Annotated in this window: 22 protein-coding genes and 1 pseudogene; 19 read left to right on the top strand and 4 right to left on the bottom strand. The window is 32.0% G+C overall.

Annotation, left to right across the window (positions count from 1 at the left end; genetic code table 11):
- Positions 1-62: 62 nt before the first annotated feature.
- The gene (locus J2Z35_RS10900; RefSeq protein WP_209661441.1) at positions 63-1,811 is read right to left on the bottom strand and encodes an ABC-F family ATP-binding cassette domain-containing protein; all 1,749 of its coding nucleotides are present in this window, start codon (positions 1,809-1,811) and stop codon (positions 63-65) included.
- 306 nt (positions 1,812-2,117) lie between these two features.
- On the opposite strand from J2Z35_RS10900, the gene J2Z35_RS10895 reads away from it, so the two are divergent.
- The 5 genes from J2Z35_RS10895 (at position 2,118) to J2Z35_RS10875 (ending at position 6,351) form a co-directional block, all read left to right on the top strand.
- The gene (locus J2Z35_RS10895; RefSeq protein WP_209661440.1) at positions 2,118-3,806 is read left to right on the top strand and encodes an alpha-keto acid decarboxylase family protein; all 1,689 of its coding nucleotides are present in this window, start codon (positions 2,118-2,120) and stop codon (positions 3,804-3,806) included.
- 250 nt (positions 3,807-4,056) lie between these two features.
- Entirely contained in the window at positions 4,057-4,818 is a 762-nt protein-coding gene (locus J2Z35_RS10890; protein ID WP_209661439.1) for a class I SAM-dependent methyltransferase, read from the top strand.
- Positions 4,819-4,971: 153 nt separating this feature from the next.
- Entirely contained in the window at positions 4,972-5,172 is a 201-nt protein-coding gene (locus J2Z35_RS10885) for a helix-turn-helix transcriptional regulator (RefSeq protein WP_209661438.1), read from the top strand.
- Positions 5,169-5,651: a DUF6773 family protein gene (locus J2Z35_RS10880; RefSeq protein WP_209661437.1), complete on the top strand. Its 483-nt coding sequence runs from the start codon at positions 5,169-5,171 to the stop codon at positions 5,649-5,651. Before J2Z35_RS10885 ends, J2Z35_RS10880 begins: the two co-directional genes overlap by 4 nt.
- The gene (locus tag J2Z35_RS10875) at positions 5,644-6,351 is read left to right on the top strand and encodes a hypothetical protein (protein WP_209661436.1); all 708 of its coding nucleotides are present in this window, start codon (positions 5,644-5,646) and stop codon (positions 6,349-6,351) included. The genes J2Z35_RS10880 and J2Z35_RS10875 overlap by 8 nt, the downstream gene beginning before the upstream one ends.
- Positions 6,352-6,599: 248 nt before the next feature.
- Here the strand turns inward: J2Z35_RS10875 and J2Z35_RS10870 are convergent, their stop codons facing one another.
- Positions 6,600-6,689 carry a rhodanese-like domain-containing protein gene (locus J2Z35_RS10870; protein ID WP_209661435.1) on the bottom strand — a complete coding sequence of 30 codons (90 nt, stop codon included), beginning with the start codon at positions 6,687-6,689 and terminating at the stop codon, positions 6,600-6,602.
- Positions 6,690-6,725: 36 nt separating this feature from the next.
- Positions 6,726-6,941, bottom strand: a complete 216-nt coding sequence (locus tag J2Z35_RS10865; RefSeq protein WP_209661434.1) for a rhodanese-like domain-containing protein — start codon at positions 6,939-6,941, stop codon at positions 6,726-6,728.
- Positions 6,942-7,149: 208 nt separating this feature from the next.
- Between J2Z35_RS10865 and J2Z35_RS10860 the strand changes: the two genes are divergently transcribed.
- The 6 genes from J2Z35_RS10860 to J2Z35_RS10835 all read left to right on the top strand — a co-directional run bounded on the left by J2Z35_RS10860 (position 7,150) and on the right by J2Z35_RS10835 (position 13,510).
- Complete coding sequence (locus J2Z35_RS10860; protein ID WP_209661433.1) at positions 7,150-8,070, top strand: ABC transporter ATP-binding protein; 921 nt, start codon at positions 7,150-7,152, stop codon at positions 8,068-8,070.
- 1 nt (position 8,071) lies between these two features.
- Entirely contained in the window at positions 8,072-8,908 is an 837-nt protein-coding gene (locus tag J2Z35_RS10855) for an ABC transporter permease (RefSeq protein ID WP_209661432.1), read from the top strand.
- A 67-nt stretch (positions 8,909-8,975) separates the two neighbouring features.
- Positions 8,976-9,140 carry a hypothetical protein gene (locus J2Z35_RS10850; protein ID WP_209661431.1) on the top strand — a complete coding sequence of 55 codons (165 nt, stop codon included), beginning with the start codon at positions 8,976-8,978 and terminating at the stop codon, positions 9,138-9,140.
- Between the two features lie 143 nt (positions 9,141-9,283).
- Complete coding sequence (locus J2Z35_RS10845; RefSeq protein WP_209661430.1) at positions 9,284-10,369, top strand: alpha/beta fold hydrolase; 1,086 nt, start codon at positions 9,284-9,286, stop codon at positions 10,367-10,369.
- Between the two features lie 15 nt (positions 10,370-10,384).
- Positions 10,385-12,739, top strand: coding sequence for an ABC transporter permease (locus J2Z35_RS10840; RefSeq protein ID WP_209661429.1), 2,355 nt, complete (start codon positions 10,385-10,387; stop codon positions 12,737-12,739).
- 18 nt (positions 12,740-12,757) lie between these two features.
- The gene (locus J2Z35_RS10835; RefSeq protein ID WP_209661428.1) at positions 12,758-13,510 is read left to right on the top strand and encodes an ABC transporter ATP-binding protein; all 753 of its coding nucleotides are present in this window, start codon (positions 12,758-12,760) and stop codon (positions 13,508-13,510) included.
- Positions 13,511-13,571: 61 nt separating this feature from the next.
- Here the strand turns inward: J2Z35_RS10835 and J2Z35_RS14995 are convergent.
- Positions 13,572-13,646 (bottom strand): annotated as a pseudogene (locus J2Z35_RS14995) (S-layer homology domain-containing protein); the annotation flags it as partial.
- Positions 13,647-14,056: 410 nt separating this feature from the next.
- Between J2Z35_RS14995 and J2Z35_RS10825 the strand changes: the two are divergent.
- The 8 genes from J2Z35_RS10825 (at position 14,057) to J2Z35_RS10790 (ending at position 21,882) form a co-directional block, all read left to right on the top strand.
- Entirely contained in the window at positions 14,057-14,941 is an 885-nt protein-coding gene (locus tag J2Z35_RS10825) for a LysR family transcriptional regulator (protein WP_209661427.1), read from the top strand.
- Between the two features lie 309 nt (positions 14,942-15,250).
- Positions 15,251-16,084, top strand: coding sequence for a CoB--CoM heterodisulfide reductase iron-sulfur subunit B family protein (locus J2Z35_RS10820; protein ID WP_330623442.1), 834 nt, complete (start codon positions 15,251-15,253; stop codon positions 16,082-16,084).
- Positions 16,085-16,104: 20 nt separating this feature from the next.
- Positions 16,105-16,515: a 4Fe-4S dicluster domain-containing protein gene (locus J2Z35_RS10815; RefSeq protein ID WP_209661426.1), complete on the top strand. Its 411-nt coding sequence runs from the start codon at positions 16,105-16,107 to the stop codon at positions 16,513-16,515.
- An 85-nt stretch (positions 16,516-16,600) separates the two neighbouring features.
- Positions 16,601-18,586: a CoB--CoM heterodisulfide reductase iron-sulfur subunit A family protein gene (locus J2Z35_RS10810; RefSeq protein WP_209661425.1), complete on the top strand. Its 1,986-nt coding sequence runs from the start codon at positions 16,601-16,603 to the stop codon at positions 18,584-18,586.
- Positions 18,577-19,041, top strand: coding sequence for a hydrogenase iron-sulfur subunit (locus J2Z35_RS10805; RefSeq protein WP_209661424.1), 465 nt, complete (start codon positions 18,577-18,579; stop codon positions 19,039-19,041). Before J2Z35_RS10810 ends, J2Z35_RS10805 begins: the two co-directional genes overlap by 10 nt.
- Positions 19,029-20,009 (top strand): 4Fe-4S dicluster domain-containing protein, encoded by a 981-nt coding sequence (locus J2Z35_RS10800; protein WP_209661423.1) that lies wholly within the window; start codon positions 19,029-19,031, stop codon positions 20,007-20,009. Before J2Z35_RS10805 ends, J2Z35_RS10800 begins: the two co-directional genes overlap by 13 nt.
- Complete coding sequence (locus J2Z35_RS10795; RefSeq protein WP_209661422.1) at positions 20,009-21,037, top strand: 4Fe-4S dicluster domain-containing protein; 1,029 nt, start codon at positions 20,009-20,011, stop codon at positions 21,035-21,037. Before J2Z35_RS10800 ends, J2Z35_RS10795 begins: the two co-directional genes overlap by 1 nt.
- A complete protein-coding gene (locus J2Z35_RS10790; protein ID WP_209661421.1) occupies positions 21,037-21,882 on the top strand; it encodes an FAD/NAD(P)-binding protein in 846 nt (281 codons plus the stop codon). Before J2Z35_RS10795 ends, J2Z35_RS10790 begins: the two co-directional genes overlap by 1 nt.
- The last annotated feature ends 39 nt before the right edge of the window (positions 21,883-21,921 follow it).

Below are 21,921 nucleotides of genomic sequence, written 5' to 3'. Positions count from 1 at the left end.
ATTTTTAGGATAAATTATTTAGGGTTGTTTTTAATGACAATTAATTTTTAGACTCATTTTATTTAAAAGGATTTGAGTATTGATTCCAATTTTATGGAAAGAGATTTAGCGAGCTCAAAATCATTATCATTTAATGCCATATCAATCTCGATTTCGGCTTCCTTCTTCTTTTTTTCTATTTCCAGATAATCCTTATCGAAATGATTTTTATAGATCATCTGTCTGAATTTCTTCATATTAACTTTTCTAATATTTTTATCTTCAATCAAAAGAACATAATCCATACAATTTGATATAGTATAGAAATCATGAGAGACCATTAAAATAGCTCCCTTATAGCCTTCTATCGCTTTTTCCAAAGCTATCTGTGAGTATGTATCAAGATGGCTGGTTGGTTCATCAAGAATCAGCATATCTGTTTTTTCTTTTGAAAACTTGGCTATCTGAAGTATATTCTTTTCTCCTCCAGATAAAGAACCGATTTTTTTAGTGGCTATTTCTCCATCAAATCCATATTTTCTTATGCAAGATATTATCTCGTCATAAGTCTTGAATCCAGCATTAAAGAATTCTTCATTTACAGTACTTGATTCATCAAGTGTCTCTCCTTTAATCTGGGAAAGATAGGCGACATTGATTCCTTCATCAAACTTGATAGAAGGGTGGTCGTTTTTAGCTATATATTGTAATAAGGTAGTTTTTCCTGTCCCGTTTGGACCTATTATGGCTGCCTTATCGTTGGATTTAATCTCAAAGTTTATATTCTCCAAAAGAGCATCATCAAAGCTAATATTTAAATCACTGACCTCTAGGGCAATTTTTTCTTTATTTTCTATATTAATCTCATTTGAAGGGAATACTATATTTGGTTGATTGATATCTACAAACGGAGCTTTTATCCTTCTAGCAAGTAATCTTTCTTGGATTTTTACTCTGGAATTTACATGCTGACCGATGGAAGCATTGGCATTTTCCCCTGCAGCTGCTCTAAATTTATCGATTAGTAGCTCGTTTCTTTGAATTTCCTCAGTATCGGCATTAGCTAGTTCAAGAGTTTCTATCTTGCTTTGAAGCAAAGAAAATTTATAATCTATATATCTTCCATCAAATTCCTGAATCTCTGTGTTTTCAAGATGGATAATCTTATCAAAACAATGGTTTAGCAGATATCTATTGTGTGTAACTATCAGCATAGTACCTTTGTATGAATTTATAAGTTTTTTAAGGGAATTAAGATTATCAAAATCAAGAAAAACATCAGGCTCATCCATTATCATAAGGTCTGGAAGTGAGAGCATAGTTTTAATAATCTGTATAAGCTTGAATTCTCCACCGCTTATCTGAGAAATATTTAAATCTTTACAATTCATCAGACTTGATAGATTGAGTTTTTTATTTATGATATTTTCATAATTATCTCCTCCGATAGCCTCAAATGCATCAGAGATTTCCTGATATTTTTCCAGTAAAGGTTCCAAATCTGAAGAAGTGACCATCTCGTCACTAATCCTAAGTAGTTCACTCTCAAGATTAATGAAATCCTTGGCTATATATTCAAAAACTGTAAGGGAGCTATTTTTATCTGATTCATAAAACTGACGAACATAACCAATCTTGCAGTCAGGCTCTACTATTAGGCTACCATCAAACAGATATTTTTCTGAATCTATAATCATATCTATAAGTGTGCTCTTTCCAGTACCGCTGGCTCCTATTAAGGCGCAGTGCTGCCCTTTTTTTAATGTAAATGAAATTTTATTATAAAGATCCTTTTCTGGAGTAGAATAGGATAGGTCGTAGACTTGTATCATTTTATCACCCTTCTTCATTTTCTAAATGGATTTTACGCATAGAGCTCATTATATCATAAACTGCTGAGCTTAGGCTTTTTAAAGTTTTTAAAAATATCAGATTGAAAGTGGCAGCGATATTATTGTTCTATTTTAAATCCAAGGGGTATGAGTATTATATGGAAAATATAAATTTTATATAGAGCCGTGCTTTACTGCTAAAAACTATAAAAAAATTAGAATTAATGTCCTCAAATCATATAGTTATATAACTAAATAAAGGGGATTTTTAGTGGAGTGTGGTGAATTATATTAGGAGGATAAAAAATGAGAATAACTATAGGAGATTATCTAATAGCACGACTTAAAGAGCTAAAAATCAAGCATATCTTAGGAGTTCCAGGAGATTTCAATCTACAGTTTTTGGAGCAGATCAGGGCTACAGAAGGCATAGAATTTGTTGGCACTACAAATGAGTTAAATGGAGCATATGCAGCTGATGGTTATGCAAGAAGTCATGGGATATCGGCTCTTTGTATCACCTATGGAGTAGGAGACCTTGGAGCTATAGGCGGAGTTGCAGGGTCTAGTGCAGAGCATATACCTGTATTAGTAATTTCAGGTGCGCCACCTCTTTATGCTATGAAAGGAAACTACAGGGTTCATCACAGTCTAGGAGATGGAGATTTCAGTAATATTGCTGATGTTTATAGAGATTTTACTGCATGCCAAGTGAATATAACACCGGAAAATGCATCTTTTGAAATTGACCGTGCTATCTTAACTGCACTAAGGACCAGAAAACCAGTCAATATACAGCTTCCATCAAATATAACCTACCTTACTATTGAAACAGACATGGAGCATCTTGCTCCAATTATACCTTCCAGTGACCCTGAGCGTCTTAAATCAGCACTTGAAAAGACTATGAATATGTATAGGGCTGCGAAAAGGCCACTAGTCCTAGTGGATATGGATGTAGATAGGCTGCAAATGACGGATAGTTTAGAGGAATGGATTGAAAAAACAAGGGTACCTTTTGCTGCGATGAGTACAGGAAAAGCTATACTTTCGGAGCAACATCCTCTTTTTATCGGGACATACAAGGGAGATGATTCTGATCCTGGAGTTCAGGACCGAGTTGAAAATGCCGATTTTCTCCTTTGCGTATCACCACGATTTATAGAATGGAACTCAGGCCAATACAGCGTTAATCTACCTGAAGATAAGTTGGTAAGGCTTGCGAGAGATTATGTCCTTATTGGTGAGGAAGATTTTGAAGGAATCTATGGTAAGGAGCTAATGGAAGAAATTCTAAAGAATCTTATATCTAAACATGAAGAGGAAACTATTAAAAAGCCAGAAGTTGAAAAATTCCAGATTGAAAAGAATAAAAAGCTAACTCATAAGGATTTTTGGAAACAAATTGGCGGTTTCCTTAAAGAAGGAGATATGATTTTTGGAGAGACAGGTACTAGTAATCACGCTCTTATGGGAATACATCTACCAAATAAGAGCACTTATGTAGGATCACAGATTTGGGGAGCCATTGGTTTTACACTACCTGCATATTTTGGAAGCATGCTGGCTGACCCTAACCGCCGACAAATTCTCTTCATTGGAGATGGTTCCTTTCAGGTCACTGCTCAGGAGTTCTCTACTATTTTACGTCATAAGCAAAACCCTATAATCTTCCTAATCAACAATGATGGATATACTATTGAACGATATATTATGGGCATGGATGCTAAATATAATGATATTGCACCATGGAAATATAGTAAGCTTCATAAAGTGATGGCAGAAAATAGCCAGATAATAACTTTTGATGTGAACTCACAAGGAGAGTTAGAAGAGGCACTAAATAAAGCCGAAAAAGCTACAGAAGGAATCCTTATCGAAGTTCATTTGGACCCTAAAGATGCTCCAGAAGCCTTGAAAAAGTTTGGACCAACAGTTGCAAATTTTAACTTTGGAGAAAGAGGACCAGAGCAAGAAATTCCAAATAAGAAATAGGTCTTTGTGATTTTTCTCAATAGATTTATTAATGCTCAGTATATTTAATATACTGAGCATTTTTTCTAAAATTTTATATAAGGGGAAGTTTTTATGAGAATAGCCATATTTACCATTTAGATGAAGAAAAATAAAAAGACCGCAGATATACAATTCTGGGGATATTTTCATTACTTTTTACATTTATATATTTTTTAGGAATAATTTAGATTTTAAATATGAATTTAATAGTAAAAAAGGAGAGATTACAGTGAAGACAATTGAAGAAAAGCTTGCAAAATCCTTAACTGCTGAATCAATAGAGCTAATTCCTTATCTTCCATATTTATTGCAGGATTTATGGGAGCTAGGCTCATCACCTAGGGATATAATAGGCATGATTATTGATCATATTCTGGTATCGAATCAAACAAAAGTCCTTGATTTGGCATGTGGAAAGGGTGCAGTAAGTGTTAACTTAGCCAGTGAGTTTCGTTTTTTGGTTAAAGGAATAGACATCATTCCGGAATTTATTGATTTTGCAATTAATAAATCAAAAGAGTTTGGAGTTGGTGAACTATGTGAATTTGTTGTTGGAGATATCACAGAGTCAGTAAAGATTGAAAAGGGTTATGACATAGTTATTCTTGGGGCTGTTGGCGATGTACTCGGCAAACCAGAAGAGACGATAATCTTACTAAAAAATACAGTCAAAAAAGGTGGTTATATTATTATTGATGATGCCTATGGAAAGGACAATACAGATGCAAAATATCTCACTAAAAATCAGTGGCTTAAAATTTTTAAAAATACTGGTGTAAGACTTATTGATGAAAAGATTATTGAAGATGATGAGTTAGCTAGCATCAATGATGAACAACAAGAGTTTATAGTAAAAAGAGCCAATGAACTAAAAAAAGAGCTACCAGAAAAAGCGCATCTGTTTGAAAGCTATATAAAAAGCCAGCTAAAAGAATGTGAAGAGCTGGAAAATGACATTTCTGGAGTAACTTTGCTTTTAGGTGTAGATTAATTTACAGACTTTTGCACTCTTAACTAGAGTGCTATTTTTTTACTATTAATACCTCCATTTCTTTTATATTTAATTATAAAATGCAAAAATGCAACATATACTTTACATAAAACAACTTATATATTACAATATGTAATAAGAAGGAGGTTAAATATGAAAAACAAACGCATGAAGATAGCACGTGTAGAATGTGATATGAAACAGGAAGATTTGGCAAAAAAAGTTGGAGTGACAAGACAGACAATTGGATTAATTGAGTCTGGAAATTATAACCCGACACTAAATCTCTGTATCGCAATTTGCAAAGCTTTAGATAAAACATTAAATGATTTATTTTGGGAGGAAGAACAATGAAAAATAAAAGAAATCAAGATGAAAGAATTTTATCTCAAAGACGAAAAATACAAAGTGATGGATTCGGAATTTTATTCTTTGGCTTACTAATTTCGATAGTGCTACAAAAGTTTATATTTGATGCGCCATTTTCTCAGTATGCGTCAGAGTTCATACTTCTCATGATATCAGCAATTTATGTGGAAGCAAGAAACATTATAAACGGTAGCGGCACATATAATATGGATTTCAGTGGACAAATCCTTGTAGTGATTCATAGCGTTGTATCTGGTTTAGCCATTGCTGCTCTAGCAACTACATTCAATACTATAAATCTTGGAATAGAGCAAATGGGAGGAGCAGGAGGGATTGCAGTAGCATCACTTATAACCTTTGCTTTTGGCTCACTAATATCATTTATAGTTTTTCAAATCCTTTTTATGATAAATACAAAAAGGCAAAAACAAATTGATGAAAAGTATATTGATGCCCATGAGTAAAATTAATTATAGTGCATTAAAATTGGTTATAAAGCATTTTTTTATTATGATGGGGGTCTGTCTAATAGTATCTTTAGTTTTATATATATCAAGCCTCAATCAATCTATTAAACTCCATCAAAATGCATATAGAGATATTACAAGAAGCATTATCATTATGTATATTCTTTTCTTTGTTGGTTCCATAATTACTAAATATCTTCTAAATCGCTATATAATTGGAGAGAGTAAACAGGATGAAAAATTTAACATAAAGGAATATTTTGATAGAGTTACTCCGTATGAAACTATAGGTATTTCCTTTACCCTACTAACTATTATTAATAGTATAATGATGGTTACTGGAGTAGATACTCCTAAAGAAGGTGTGTTTGCATATGTGCATTTAATGATGAGACTAAGTATAATTACTTTAATTGTTGTTTTGATATCTTTTAGAGATATAAAAACATCACTCAATGAGTTTAAAATGGAAAATATATCTTTATCAAATATACTGTATGCTCCAAGAAAAGATTCTATTATTAGTATTTCCAAAGCTTATACAAACATATCTATCTTATACTGTTTAACTATGATATCTTTACAAAGAAAATTCACTTCATTGGGAGGAATAAACTTCTATTTGTCTTTGTTGGTTCTTTGGTTAATAATTTCAATACTAAGAATAATAACATCAGGATTTAAGGAACATAAATAAAACTTAAAATTATGATGATTTACCCTTTTCAAGTAAATAATCTGCATAGAGTTTTACTGCTTTAATTATTAATTATAAACAAATATCAGAAATAATATGATGATAAGGAAAGAATTGAAGTCATGCAAAAATTTGAAATATTTAAGAAGCAAAAACTTGTCTTTATTATTGTTAACAGACAAGTTTTTGCTTTTATTACTTTTATTACTTTTATTGCTTTTTACAAAGCTATTGGGCTTTATATTTTTTTATTTTGGCTCAAGAGGATATCCTTCATCTTTCCAAGCATCAAATCCTCCGTCTAAAGCTTTGACTGTTTTGAAGCCCGCATCAAGCATTTTTACAGCAGCACCGCTACTGGAGGCTTCTTTAGGTCATGTACAATAGGTGATCACATCGATATCTTTGTTAAGCTTATTCATTATATCATCTAATGTTTCAAAGGTAGCGCGGATTGAGCCGGTGATTTTTTTATCGCTATTACCATAAGCTTCATCATTTCTGATATCCACAATTTGAATAGGAGTTGCCTTTTCAATCAAATGTGATAATGTTTCAGGGCTAATTCTTTCAACATTTTCTGGTTTCATAATATTACTCCTTTATATTTTATTAAAGATGTCATATGACTCTTTAATATTTATAATACCCCTAGCAGGTATCAGGAAACATAATTGGTATATTTTTACAAGCTTTATATTAATCTCACCTGAATAAAAATCCGATTCACTCATTGAAAAAGGAAGTCTTAACCGATATAATTGATTCACAAAATAAATTAAAGAAGGTATATCATATATGAAACCAATAATAGAAGTAAGAAATTTTACAAAAAAATATGGAAATTTTATAGCTGTAGATGATATTTCATTTACCGTTGATGAAGGATCAGTATTTGCCTTTTTAGGTCCAAATGGAGCAGGAAAGAGTACGACTATAAATACATTATGTACAATATTTGAAAAAACATCTGGAACCCTTTTGATTGATGGAAAGGACGTTACTACTCAAAAAAATGATGTAAGGGCATCGATTGGAGTAGTATTTCAAGATTCGACACTTGATGCGAAAATGACAATAGAGGAAAATCTTAAAATGCACTGCGTTTTTTACAATATCCCCAAAAAAGAAGTAGAAGAACGTATACAATTTGTCCTCACTTTAGTTGATTTGTTAAAGGAAAGAAAAAAGCTAGTAGGCGCTCTATCTGGAGGTATGAAGCGAAGGGTAGAAATAGCTAGAGGGTTGATTCATTACCCAAAGGTACTTTTCTTAGATGAACCAACAACAGGACTTGATCCTCAGACACGAGCTCATATATGGGAATATATATTAAGACTCCAAAAAGAAAGAAATATTACAATCTTTCTTACAACGCATTATATGGAAGAAGCAGAAATATGCAATAAAATTGCAGTAATTGATGGAGGGAAGATAGTCGCCCACGATACTCCATATGCATTAAAAAAGAAATTTACGAAAGATAAGGCATATATATCTACTTCAAATGAATATGAACTAGAGCAGTTGCTTGAGAAATATCAACTGGAATATGTTAAGAAAAAGGGATATTATAAAGTCGATGCTGAAAACACTAATCATCTATTGCAGGTTCTGAGTCTTCAGAAAGAAGCAATTACTGATATTGAAATAAAAAAAGGCACTTTTAATGATGTTTTCATAGAGATAACTGGCAAAACGATTAGAGAGGACGCATAATATGAATACAGTATATGCATTATGGAAAAGAGGATTAAAAGCTTTTATAAGAAATAGGACTGGGCTTGTTTTTTCTCTTTTCTTTCCCTTTTTCTTTGTTTACGTATTTGGAGCAATATTTAAAACTGATTTTATAGAAGATCCAATAGCATATATGCTTTCCGGGATGGTAATAGCTACAGTATTTGAAAGTTCGCTAAATCTAGCTTCTTCAACCGTGGATGATATGGTCAGTGGATTTATGAAGGAGGCATTAGTATCACCAGCAAGAAGGATATCTGTAGCAGTGGGGCAGCTTCTCTCAGCGGCTACCGTGTCAACAGTGCAGGGGGTATTGATATTACTTATAGGTTTTTTTGTGGGAATTAGATTTACAATGTGGACTACTCCTATATTTGTACTTTTAGCGATGATTTGTGTAGGACTTGTTTTTTCTGGAGTAGGACTTTATCTAGCTACGATAGTTAGAAGTGGTCAAACCTTTCAGATTGTAAAAACTGCGGTAACAATGCCTATCACATTTCTCTCAGGAGCCTACATCCCAATATCAATGTTGCCTACTTCACTCAAATATATAGCATATTTTAATCCCATGACTTATGCTACGGCTTTTTTTCGTATGGTTGTTTTGGAAAAAACAAATCTTTCATCAGCAGAGCTTGCACAAGAAGGCTTGGCAATAGATATAAATGGATTTATTGTTACCCCTTTTATGTCATTTACTATTATAGTAGGCATTGGATTGATTTTTTTACTATTATCTACAAATTCGTTTATTAAAACTGATTTTTCACGTATAAGTAGAAGTTCTACTGATGCTAATGATTTGTGGAGTTAGATATACTTTTAATTAATTGGGGACAAGTTTATATAATAAATTTTTTTATGAAAAAGGAGTCCAGAAAATGGGAGATAAAGATAAAAAGATATGTAAGCTTGCTAAAGAAGATTATTTAAAGGACGAATTCAAGAAATATAAAGAGCTAGTAAAAGATGCACGGTATGTATGCCGAAAATGCGGAAGAGTAGCAGTAAAAGAAAAAAGACTATGTAAGCCAGAAAAAATGTAAAAATTATAAATTATCCTAATAAGTTTATTTTAAATTAATCTTAATAAAATTTTAATGTTCTACTAAGCTGTATTTTAGATTCCCTTGCTAATATCAAAGTAAGGAATCTATTATACAGTTTTTTTATTTGGGGGGAATTTATAATGAAACAAACTACAAGATTAAAAAAGATAGCTGCTTTTTTTGCTGGAATTATGGTTTTCAATATTGGTTTAATATTTGTTTCGCAAGCTTTAGCTTCAACACCTGTGATACGGGATGAAAAGGGAGATATACCATCAGAAAGTATTTCAGAGCTTATTGAAATCAAATTAAACGGAAGAAAACAGTGGATTTGTATTAGAGGGGAAGATAGAACTAATCCTATACTCTTATTCTTGGCTGGTGGCCCAGGTGGGACTCAGATGGCAGCAGTTAGACATGAACTTGAAGAACTGGAAAAACACTTTGTTGTTATTGGATGGGATCAACCTGGCTCTGGAAAGTCATACTATGCAGAGCCCATAAAAGATATTACTGCAGAAACATATATTGAGGATGGAAAAGCATTAACTCAGTATCTAATTGATCGTTTTGAACAAGAAAAAATTTATCTAGTTGGTGAATCTTGGGGTAGTGCCCTTGGAGTATTTCTAATTGAAAGATATCCTGATTTATATCATGCCTTTATTGGGACAGGTCAAATGATTGATTTTGCTGAAACGGAAAGACTTGATTATAAAAAGGCGATGGAAATTGCCATTGAAAACAATGATACTAAGATGATAGAAAAACTTGAGAAAAACGGAATGCCCCCATATTATGGGAAGAATGTTACTTTAAAAAGCGCTGTGTATCTAAACTATTTAGGCAATCACATGAATATGAATCCTGGGATAAAAAATTCTGGCTACAATACTTTTAGAGATATTGGATCTTCAGAGTACGGGATACTTGATAAGATTAATTTTATCCGTGGAATAATTAACACCTATAACAATGTATATCAACAATTATACACAATTGATTTGAGAAGAGATTATAAAAATCTTGATGTTCCAGTTTATTTCTTTTTAGGAAGACATGACATCAACGCTCCTACATCCTTAGTGGAAGAGTATATGGAAGTACTTAATGCTCCTAAAAAAGAGATAGTTTGGTTTGAGAATTCAGGACACAATCCATGGATAAATGAAACAAATAAATTTGTAGATGAACTTGTTAAACGTTTCTCTGATACAACTAATTAGAATAGAGGGCTTCATATGAACTGGTTAATTATTAAAAATGATTTCAAAAGAAATAAAGTAATTAATTTGGCATTGCTTTTATTTATAATTTTTTCAGCTAGCCTTGCTGTTTTGTCTGTTATAGTGGCTATGCAAACATTCACATCAATTTCTGCCTTATATGAAAAAGCTCAGCCACCTCATTTTCTTCAGATGCATAAAGGAGAAATTAATGAAGAAGAAATAAATCAGTTTATGTCAAATTATGAAGCTGTAACCTACTGGCAAACAGTTGCTATGATTAATATTCATGGTGAAAATCTTACTGTAAAAGGGAATGAAGAAGCATACAATCTTTCTGATTCTCGTCTTGGCATTGGATTTGTAAAGCAAAACGAAAGTAAGGATTTACTTCTAAATAATAAACATGAAAAAGTGATTCTTAATAAAGGGGAAATTGGGATTCCGGTACTTTTGAAGGAAATATATGATATGAAAATCGGAGACGATGTTATTTTGAACTATAATAACAATCAAGAAAAGTTTATCATTAAGGAATTTATTTTAGATTCCCAGATGAATTCCCCGATGGTCTCATCTACAAGGATACTTTTAAGTAATGAGGATTTTGACATTCTTAAAGACAAGGCTGGAGAGAATGAATATCTGGTTGAGGCTTATTTTTCAAATCCCAAAGACGCTAAAGATTTTCAAACATCTTATGAGAATCAAGGTCTCCCTCAGAGCGGTCAGGCAGTAACATATGCAATGATTTTTTTATTAAGTGCATTAACGGATATTACAACTCTATTTGTTTTACTTTTAGTAAGCATGATTTTAATTATAGTATCTTTTATTTGTATCAAATTTACAATCATGGCTGCTTTGGAAGAAGAAATAGGTGAAATTGGGACCATGAAGGCTATTGGGCTTTCGTTTGACGATATCAGTGATATTTATCTAAATAAATACAAGATTTTAGCTATGTTTGGAGTAATAATAGGATATATTTTAGCATTGTCAACTAGTGGGATATTTACTAATCATATCAGTACTACATTTGGAAATATGAGTATTTTGCCAATTACAATAATATCATCACTCTTTGTTGGATTAATAATTTTTCTTCTTATAAATTATTATTGCAAGAGAGTATTAAAGAAAATTAAAAAGATTACAGTTGTGGATGCATTGGTTAGAGGTAAGGGCTTTGATAAAGAGAAAAGCTATATAAAAGACGGATTATATAAATCAAAGAAACTTGCTGTCAACTCATTAATGGCAATAAGAGAGGTTTTCTACAAGTTTAAAAACTGGATAATAGTATGTACAGTTGTATCAGTTGCTGTACTAATGATTATGATTCCATTTAATTTAATGAATACCTTTGAGGCACCGGAATTTATAACATATATGGGAAGTTCTAGAGAAGATATTCTAATTCAAGTAGAAAATGGTGAACAGCTTGAGACTAACTATAAAAAAGTAATGCAGCTTTTGGAAAGTGATAATACAATTGAAAGTTATTATGAATACAAAAGGGTGAGAATTCAGACTACAAATTCTGCAGGTGAACTTATGAATATACATGTAGACAGCGGATATAATTCTGGAAATGATCTTAAGTATATTAGTGGGAATTCACCTGATGGGGAAAATGAAATTGCGATTTCTTATCTAAATGCTAATGAAATGGAAAAAAGTACAGGTGATAAAATATTACTTTTTTATAATGAAAAAGAAAAGGAAGTTGTGATTTCTGGAATATATCAAGACGTCACTAGCGGTGGCTATACTGCAAAATCAAAATATGATTTTTCAGAAGTGGCGAGTGAAAATTATTCATTTTCAGTTAATCTCAAAGATAATATAGAAATCCTAAAAGTGGCAGATTACTGGACTGAAATTATTGGACCAGGAGAAACAATCGGCCCAATGGAGGAATTCTTAAATCAGACTTTGGGAGGGGTAGTGAATCAGCTTAGGAATATTGTCTTTATAATCATCCTTTTGGGATCGTGTTTAGTAATGCTTATTACTTTTTTATTTTTAAAACTACGTCTTGCAAAGGATTTATCAGAAATTGCCATTTTAAAGGCTATAGGATTTTCTGAACGGGACATAAAAAAACAGTACTTGATAAAAACAGGTTATATTTCCGCAATCGGTGTTTTAGTAGGTATTATTTTAACAAATGCCTTAGGAGAAAAGGTAATTAGTCTTGCGTTAAGTATTTCAGGTCTTGGGGTGAAACATGTTGAGCTTACTATAAATTCTCTGGTTCAGTACATCATGCTTCCATCATTATTACTATCATTGATACTTCTCACTGCATATATTGTTCTTAGAGATGTAAAAAAATACAATATTATTTCTATTATTAATGAATAGTATCTCAGGGAGGATAACATGAAAACAATATTAGAAATCAAAGATTTATACAAAAGCTTTGAAGAAAAAGAAGTTTTAAGCAATATAAATTTAAAAGTTGAAGAGGGTGAATTCATAGCAATCATGGGGCAATCTGGCTCAGGAAAGTCTACACTGCTTTACTGTATTAGTGGAATGGATAGGCCTACTTCTGGAAATGTGATTTTTGATGGGGAAGATATTTCTAAGCTTAATGATGAAAAAATAAGTAAAATAAGACTGAAACAAATGGGATTTATTTTTCAAAATTCTTATCTTTTGAAAAATTTATCTATAAGGGATAATATTATACTACCTGGATTCAAGCTTGGTAATCTTTCCAGAGAAAATGTGAACAAGAATGCCGATGAGCTTATGAAAAAGACATGTATTGATAATATTGCAGGGCATGATATTAAAAAAGTATCAGGAGGACAGCTGCAACGTGCAGCGATATGCCGAGGCTTGATTAATAAGCCAGATGTTTTATTTGGAGATGAACCCACAGGAGCTTTAAATAGTAGTACCTCAAGAGAGGTATTGGATATTATAAATACTATTAATAAAGAGGGTACAACAGTCATCATTGTTACCCATGATGTGAAAGTGGCGGCTAGGGCAGATAAAGTAATTTTTCTTATGGATGGAAATATAAATGATGAGCTTTCATTAGGAAAGCATGAAGAAGATGAAGAAAAAACATTATCTAAAGAGAAAAGATTATATTTGTGGTTAGAAAAACAAGGATTCTAGGAAAAAGCCCATGTCTGAAAAAGTCAGATCATGGGCTTTGAAATTAGTTCATAAGTTTTGATTAATCAATTATTGCAATAAATTCAACTCTTTTAATATTATTATCAGGTTTAAAAGTACCATCTGGATGACCAGAGTCAGCATTTTAAGTTGAAGCCGTTTCTATATATGATTTAGCCACCTTGACGGATAAAACGTTTATTTCGCCATACATCAGGCGTAGGAGATTATTTTCAAGACCCTGTTGATAACGGAAAAACGATGTTAGAATTGATTATGTCAGGCCTAAGGTCGATATTTGTTCCAAGCTTTTTTTACTTCTTTCAAACTAATTTAAGTGTTTATTCCTTCTGCATATTGGTGTATTATTAGAGTATTCCATGGCTCGCACCTTCCTGGAGTTGGGTATTTCGTGGTGATTTAATTATATTACAGTATGGAAAGCTATGGAATTTTTTTATGGTTCAATGTGATTTTACAATTAAGCATTAAAAAAGCTCTTTAGAAAGCAAATGAAAAATTTGGAAAATTTTAAGAATATTGGGGGTGAATATAATAGAGCTTAAACAAATTGAGTATTTTGAGGCTGTAAGTCGATTGAAAAGCTATACCAAGGCAGCAAAAGAACTATTTATAACTCAACCCTCTATAACTGTTGCTATTAGAAAATTAGAAGAAGAGTTAGGCGTTAAGCTAATTGAAAGGGATAATAAGAATCTTTATCTTACAGAAGCTGGAGAAATTTTTTTAATCCATGCAAAAGAGGTACTAGATAAGATGAAAGAGACAACTCGAATAATGGCAGATATTCAATCAAATAATAAAAAAATACTTAAGTTTGCTTTTCCGCCAGCTATGGGAGCATGGTTGTGGTCTGAAATTTATCCTAATTTTACAAATAAATATCCTAATATAGATATTGAAATTGAAGATTTAGGAACAAAGGAAATTATAGATGCAATAAAAGAGGGAAAAATCGAACTAGGATTTGGAGTTCTTGATATGGTGGAAGATAAAGATATGGAGACTATGTTCGTTAAAAAAGGAGAAATAAAAGTCTTAATTAATAGCAATCATAGATTTAAAGACTTAGAAAAAATACCAATTGAATTTTTATATGATGAAACTTATATTCAGTATAAAAGAAATAAGACATTTATTGAGAAAAGAATGCTAGAAGAGTTTAAATCATACCAAATTAATCCTTCTATTATGTATGTAAAGGAACAATCCTCTGCTTATGATTTAGTTTCAAAATGTCATGGTTTTGCAGCTACACTAGATGATTCTATAAGTATACTTAAAAATAATACAAATATAATTTCTAAGCCACTAAAAAAATCTATTTATTTTCAGAGTGGGTTGATTTGGAATAAAGATAAATATTTATCAGAGGCCGCACGTAATTTTATTAAGTTCATAATAAAGTAAATTTATAAAAATTCATTCTATATCTAACTATTACCCCCTAAATCCCGATACGGAATTAGGGGGTTTATTATGTAAAATATTCATTATAGTTTTTGTTTATAGTTCTATACACAATAAATATTATACAAGATTCAGAATCTAAAGTATTATATATCTTAATAATAATGAATAAATATGAGAAAAGTATATTTAAAAATGCATAAATTTTAAGAATGTAAAAAATTAGATTAGCTTTTAAATATATTTATCAAATATCAAAAATTTTTAAAAATATTTGTTAAAAAATAATCAAAAATTAAAAAAGGGGGTGTGAATCTAGACTTTTGTTTTAAAGGAGAGTCTAGATTCAATAATATGAAATATAGCTATTTCCCAGGATGCACTTTAAAAACAAAAGCAAAAGACCTTGAAAAATTTGCAATTGATTCCGCAAATGTTTTAGGGATTGTCCTAGAAGAGCAGAAAGAATGGCAGTGCTGTGGTGCTATATATCCATTGTCAAAAGATGAAATTGCAACAAAACTATCTTCCGTAAGGAGTTTGGCAACTGCTCAGGAAAGAGATCAAAAGCTTGTAACCTTATGTACTGCCTGTCATCACGTAATAAAAAGAGTAAATGAAGATATGAAAACAGATGATAATATCAGGAAGAAAGTTAACAACTATCTCCAGTTACCAAATGAATATAGTGGTGAAGGTGAAGTCTATCATTTTATTGAGATAATTAAAGATGAAATAGGGTTTGATAATTTATCCCAGATGGTTAAGAAGCCTCTAACAGGTCGAAAAATTGGTGCATATTATGGATGTCTTCTCCTTCGTCCAAGCAATGTAATGAATTTTGATGATTCAGAAAATCCATCAGTTATAGAAGAATTTATAAAAGCACTTGGAGCAACACCAGTAAAGTATCCATATAGAACAGAGTGCTGCGGTGGTTATCACTCATTGGATAAAAAAAATATCTCAAAAGAAATGTCCTTAAATATTATTTCATCAGCACATAATAATAATATAGAAGAAATTGTTACGGCATGCCCACTTTGCAAATATAATCTAGAAATCATCGATGAGAAATCTGGAAATAAAATTACTATAAGCTATTTTACTGAGCTTTTAGCAGAGGCTTTAGGTGTTAAATAATATTAAAGGGGAGTTAATCAATGACTAGAATTAAGGTTAGTCCTAACAATAAAACTAAAGAATTAAATCAAATTCTTGAAATAAGTGGGGAGAATATACTTAATTGTATGCAATGTGGTAAGTGTTCAGCTAGCTGTCCAATAGGTAGTGATATGGATATATTGCCTCATCAAGTTGTAAGATTGCTTCAAATAGGAAGTATAGAAAAAATATTAAACAGTAGCTCTATATGGAACTGTGCATCATGTTTTACATGTGGGGCACGCTGTCCTAGAAATGTAGACATTTCAAAATTAATGGAAGGTATACGCCTTACTATTATAAGAAAAAAAGGAAAAAGTGAACTTAAAGTAGATGATATACCTATGAAGATTGATGAGAAAATACCTCAACAAGCTATTGTAAGTGGATTTCGTAAGTACAATAAATGATGGATTAATAGATTATTTTTTAGATTCTAAGTTAAAAAATTAACGTTAAGATTAAAACAATTTATTGTTTTAAGGGGGTATAAAATTGGCAAGGATTGGAGTTTTCGTTTGTTGGTGTGGTAGTAATATTGCAGGAACTGTTGATGTGGAGGAAGTAACAAGAGTTGCATCAAAAATGCCTGGAGTTGTATTTTCTAAAGATTACCAATATATGTGTTCTGAGATTGGACAAAATTTATTAAAAAATGCTATTAAAGAAGAGAGAATAGATAGAGCTGTAATAGCTGCCTGTTCTCCAAGGATGCATGAAGCTACTTTTAGAAAAGCTGCAAGTTCAGCTGGATTGAACCCATATTTAATTGAAATTGCGAATATAAGAGAACATTGTTCATGGGTTCATAAAAATAAGGAAGATGGAACAGAAAAAGCAATTGCCCTTGTAAGAGCTGCTGTAGCAAAAGCTACTTTAAATACTGAACTAATACCTGGTGAAATAGGTTTAGAAAAAAGAGCCTTAGTAATTGGAGGAGGAATTGCCGGGTTACAAACTGCACTTGATATTGCTGATGCAGGATATAAGGTTGATATCATTGAAAAAACTCCAAGTATCGGTGGGAAAATGGCGCAAATTGATAAGACTTTTCCAACACTTGATTGCTCTGCATGTATATTAACACCAAAAATGGTTGATGCAGCTACTCATGAAAATATTAATTTATATACATATAGTGAAGTAGAAGCCGTTAGTGGTTATGTAGGAAACTTTGAAGTGACTATCAATCAAAAAGCTAGAAGTGTAAATATGGATAAGTGTAGTGGATGCGGATTGTGTATAGAAAAATGCCCATCTAAAAAATCAAAAAGTGAATTTGAAGAAGGTCTCATAAATAGATCTGCGATTTATACACCTTTCCCTCAGGCGGTACCTAATGTACCAGTAATTGATAGAGGAGCTTGTATCAAATTTAAAACTGGAAAATGTGGTCTTTGCGAAAAAGTATGTACTGCAGGTGCAATAGATTTTAATCAGGAAGATAAAAAAGTAACTCAAAAATATGGAGCAATAATAGTTTCAACAGGTTATGACCTTATTAATTTAGACAAGTTTGGAGAGTATGGATATGCAGAGCATCCGGATATAATTACATCACTTGAGTTTGAAAGACTAACAAATGCAGCTGGTCCAACATCTGGAAAATTCATTCGACCTTCTAATAATCAAAAACCTAAAAATGTAGTATTTATTCAGTGCGTAGGATCAAGAGATAAAACAGTAAGAGGGAAATCCTACTGTTCTAAAATTTGCTGTATGTATACGGCTAAGCATGCAATGTTAATAAAAGATAAGTATCCTGATGTTGAGGTATATGTATTTTATATTGATGTTCGTACTCCTGGAAAAAACTTTGATGAATTCCAAAGAAGAGCTGTAGAAGAGTATGGAGTAAATTACATAAAAGGTATGGTTGGAAAGGTTTTTCCAGAGGGTGAAAACCTTAAAGTTAATGGAATAGATTCATTAACTGGAGATATTATATCAATTTATGCTGACATGGTTGTTTTGGCTTCAGCAACACAAGCAAAAGAAGATGCAGAAATCCTTGGAAGAAAGCTAAGTATAAGCACTGATACAAACAACTTCTTTACTGAAGCTCATCCTAAGCTTCGTCCAGTGGAAACACATTCTGCAGGGATTTATTTAGCAGGGGCATGTCAAGGGCCAAAAGATATACCTGAAACTGTTGCACAGGCAAGTGCTGCCGCAGCAAAAGCTATAATACTTTTAAGTAAAAATAAAATTGTTAATAATCCATGTGTTACAGAAGTTAATGAAGATATTTGTAGTGGATGTCTTGAATGTTCAAAAATATGCCCATATGAAGCTATATCCTCTAAGGAGACTGAGATAAAGACTCATACAAAATCTACAATAAAAACAGTTGCTCAAGTTAATGAAGCTCTTTGTCAGGGCTGTGGTGGATGTACTGTGACATGTCGTCCTGGTGCTATAGATTTAAAAGGGTTCACCAACAAACAGATTTTAGCGGAGGTGGATGCACTATGTTATTAGAAGAAAATAAAGACTCAAAAGTTGAAAATCAAGATTTCAAGCCATTGATAGTTGCTTTTTGCTGCAACTGGTGCAGTTATGCAGGAGCTGATTTGGCTGGGACGAGTAGGTTGAATTATCCTGCTAATATAAAAATTATAAAAGTTCCATGTTCATGTAGAGTGAATCCAAAATTTGTATTAAGAGCATTTCAAAATGGAGCTGATGGTGTTGTATGTGCAGGCTGTCACCCTGGAGACTGCCATTATTCAACAGGAAACTACTTTACAAGACGCCGCTTAACACTCTTCACAAACTTACTTGATTATATAGGTATAGAAAAAGAACGTTTTAAGGTTGATTGGATTTCAGCTGCAGAAGCTAATAAATTTGCATCAGTAATGAACGAGGTTTTAGAAAAGGTCCATAAACTTGGTCCAAATAGAAAGCTGAGGGATACAAGATGGAAGAGATAACTTTAAAGATTAGAGATATTGCTAAAGAACATCTTTCAAATAGAAAAGTTGATAAAATATTAGGGTTTTCAAAGGGAGATTTTCCTTATGAATCATGTCCTGTATTTATTTCGGATATAGATGAAATAGAAACATTAATTTGGGATTTATTTTGCGTCAATAATTTGAGCAAATATTTAATTGAAGAACTAAAAACAACTGAAAAAATAGGTGTTTTCATAAAAGGGTGCGATTCTTTAAGTTTTAATCAAATAGTTCAAGACAATAGAATAAATCCAGAAAACGTTGTAATTTTTGGAGTACCTTGTAATGGGATGCTCGATCCTAAAAAAATAAAAAAAATGGGATTATTAAAAGGAATTATGGATGTACAAAGAGATGAAGAAAATGTAATCTTTGTTACAAAAAATGGAGAAAATAATATTTCAGCAAAAGAAGTGAAATACGATAAATGTATTCTCTGTGAAAACCCTAATCCTGTAGTTTTTGATGAAATAATTGGAAACAAAATCACTAAAAAAGTAGATCAAGAAGATAAATTTCAGGATGTGGAGGAAATTGAAGCCATGTCTGCAGACGAAAAGTTTGATTATTGGTCTAATCAATTTTCAAAGTGTGTTAGATGTTATGCTTGTAGAAATATATGTCCAGCCTGTAATTGTCAAAAATGTATTTTTGAAAACGTAGAATCTGGAGTATCAAGTAAAGCAAAAGTTGATAGCGAAGATCAGTTTTTTCATATTATAAGAGCTTACCATGTGGCTGGTCGATGTGTGGATTGTGGTGAATGCAGTAGAGTCTGTCCAGAGGGGATTCCTCTTGAAAAACTAAATAAAAAGATAATAAAAGATATAACTCAGCTATATGGTGAATATGATGCGGGTTTAAGTTCAAAAGGGAAATCAACTCTAACTACATATGATTTAGAAGATATAGATCCTTTTGAAATACCTAAGGGGAGGAAGTAATGAAAAAAATTTTAAAAAACAAATTCTCTCAATTGTGCAATCATGTTAGCAAGGATTATGAATTATACGTACCTATTGAAAATGAAGGAATAGTTAACTTTTCTAGATGGGAAGATGAAGTAAATATAAATTTGGAAATAAAAACAAATACATCGCCGAAAAACTTTGTATTTCCTCAAAGTGAGACTTATTTAAAGTTTAAGTCTGAAGGCAAAAAACTTAAGATTGAAAGGGTTGATGAAGAAAGGGAAGATTATGTTCTCTTTGGGGTAAGACCTTGCGATGCTAAAGCATTTAATCTTATAGACCATGTTTTTTTAAGAGAACCGGTAGATAGGTTATACGAAGAAAAAAGAAATAAAGGAGTTATTATTTCAGCTGCATGTGTAGAGCCTGAAGAAACCTGCTTTTGCAGTTCTTTCGACATAAACCCAGAAGAGTTAAAAAATGGTTCAGATATATTTATATGGACTCTTGAGAATTCAATTATCTGGAAGCCACTAACAGAAAAAGGGGAAGAATTAACTAAAAAACTAGAGGATATTTTAGAGGATGTAAATGAGAAGGATTTAAAGGAATTGGAAATAGTAAAAGAGAACATAAGAAAAAAAATTAAGGAACTTCCATTAGCGAGTCTAAATCCCCAAACGATTCAAGGTGATTTAAATGAATTATTTGAATCTGAAGTTTGGGATCAAGTGAGTAAAAGCTGTTTAGGTTGTGGGGCTTGTACATATGTATGCCCAACATGCCACTGTTATGATATTCAAGATTTTGATGGTCAAAAAAATAGCCTGAGATTTCGTTGTTGGGATTCTTGTATGTTTTCTGACTTTACCCTAATGGCTCATGGAAATCCAAGAGTCAACCAAAAAGAAAGGTTCAGACAAAGATTCATGCATAAATTAGTATATTATCCAAATAATCATGGGGAGTATGCCTGTGTTGGATGCGGAAGATGTATAGAAAAATGCCCTGTAAATATGAATATAGTTAAAGTTATTAAAAAGTTAGGTGGTGAAATATAATGGCTTGTGGATGTGATAATCACATAGATCCTTTAATACCAGAGATTGCAGTAATAAAGGATATTAGAATTGATACAAGGGATGTCTCAACTTTTAGAGTTGAAAATCCAAAAAGTGGCAGATGTTTTGATTTTAAGCCTGGCCAATGCGCCATGATATCAATTCCACCTATAGGAGAGGCAATATTTTCCATAACATCTTCTCCAACAGAGAAAAATTTTATGGAATTCAGTATAAAAAGGTGCGGACTTGTTACAGATTATTTGCATGAACTTGAAATAGAAAGTGAAATTGGTATTAGAGGTCCATATGGAAATAATTTTCCTGTAAATGATGAACTTAAAGGGAAGGATATTTTATTTATAGCAGGTGGAATAGGGCTAGCACCTCTTAGGTCGGTTATAAATTATACAATGGACAATAGGGCTGATTATGGGAAAATTGACATAGTTTATGGTGCTAGAACTTCAAAAGATTTGGTACACAGAAAAGATATCTTTGAGAATTGGCCAACTAAAAAGGATACAAAGGTATATTTAACGGTTGATAGAGAAGAAAAAGATTGGGATGGGCATGTAGGGTTTGTGCCTAACTATATAAAAGAACTTAATTTTGATACAAACAAAGTTGTTTTAGTTTGTGGACCTCCAATTATGATTAAATATGTACTTCAAGGGTTAGAGGAATTGGGTTTTAAAAAGGAACAAGTCTATACAACATTAGAATTAAAGATGAAGTGTGGAATCGGAAAATGCGGAAGATGCAATATAGGAGATAAGTATGTTTGCAAAGATGGACCAGTATTTAGATGTGATGAAATACAAAAACTACCTGATGAATATTAATTATCTAGAAAATTATATATTTTAGGATAAATAAGGAGG

The organism is Acetoanaerobium pronyense (genome assembly GCF_017874355.1).
In the GTDB taxonomy this organism is placed as follows: domain Bacteria; phylum Bacillota; class Clostridia; order Peptostreptococcales; family Filifactoraceae; genus Acetoanaerobium; species Acetoanaerobium pronyense.
The sequence above is the reverse complement of the archived record's forward strand: the minus strand, read 5'-3'. Positions and strand labels throughout refer to the sequence as shown.

Coding starts and splice junctions, on each gene's coding strand:
- J2Z35_RS10790 (WP_209661421.1), top strand. CDS start 21,037: ATGGCTTGTGGATGTGATAATCACATAGATCCTTTAATACCAGAGATT.
- J2Z35_RS10795 (WP_209661422.1), top strand. CDS start 20,009: ATGAAAAAAATTTTAAAAAACAAATTCTCTCAATTGTGCAATCATGTT.
- J2Z35_RS10845 (WP_209661430.1), top strand. CDS start 9,284: ATGAAACAAACTACAAGATTAAAAAAGATAGCTGCTTTTTTTGCTGGA.
- J2Z35_RS10840 (WP_209661429.1), top strand. CDS start 10,385: ATGAACTGGTTAATTATTAAAAATGATTTCAAAAGAAATAAAGTAATT.
- J2Z35_RS10860 (WP_209661433.1), top strand. CDS start 7,150: ATGAAACCAATAATAGAAGTAAGAAATTTTACAAAAAAATATGGAAAT.
- J2Z35_RS10900 (WP_209661441.1), bottom strand. CDS start 1,811: ATGATACAAGTCTACGACCTATCCTATTCTACTCCAGAAAAGGATCTT.
- J2Z35_RS10870 (WP_209661435.1), bottom strand. CDS start 6,689: ATGCTTGATGCGGGCTTCAAAACAGTCAAAGCTTTAGACGGAGGATTT.
- J2Z35_RS10885 (WP_209661438.1), top strand. CDS start 4,972: ATGAAAAACAAACGCATGAAGATAGCACGTGTAGAATGTGATATGAAA.
- J2Z35_RS10880 (WP_209661437.1), top strand. CDS start 5,169: ATGAAAAATAAAAGAAATCAAGATGAAAGAATTTTATCTCAAAGACGA.
- J2Z35_RS10835 (WP_209661428.1), top strand. CDS start 12,758: ATGAAAACAATATTAGAAATCAAAGATTTATACAAAAGCTTTGAAGAA.
- J2Z35_RS10850 (WP_209661431.1), top strand. CDS start 8,976: ATGGGAGATAAAGATAAAAAGATATGTAAGCTTGCTAAAGAAGATTAT.
- J2Z35_RS10805 (WP_209661424.1), top strand. CDS start 18,577: ATGTTATTAGAAGAAAATAAAGACTCAAAAGTTGAAAATCAAGATTTC.
- J2Z35_RS10865 (WP_209661434.1), bottom strand. CDS start 6,941: ATGAAACCAGAAAATGTTGAAAGAATTAGCCCTGAAACATTATCACAT.
- J2Z35_RS10855 (WP_209661432.1), top strand. CDS start 8,072: ATGAATACAGTATATGCATTATGGAAAAGAGGATTAAAAGCTTTTATA.
- J2Z35_RS10895 (WP_209661440.1), top strand. CDS start 2,118: ATGAGAATAACTATAGGAGATTATCTAATAGCACGACTTAAAGAGCTA.
- J2Z35_RS10815 (WP_209661426.1), top strand. CDS start 16,105: ATGACTAGAATTAAGGTTAGTCCTAACAATAAAACTAAAGAATTAAAT.
- J2Z35_RS10800 (WP_209661423.1), top strand. CDS start 19,029: ATGGAAGAGATAACTTTAAAGATTAGAGATATTGCTAAAGAACATCTT.
- J2Z35_RS10875 (WP_209661436.1), top strand. CDS start 5,644: ATGAGTAAAATTAATTATAGTGCATTAAAATTGGTTATAAAGCATTTT.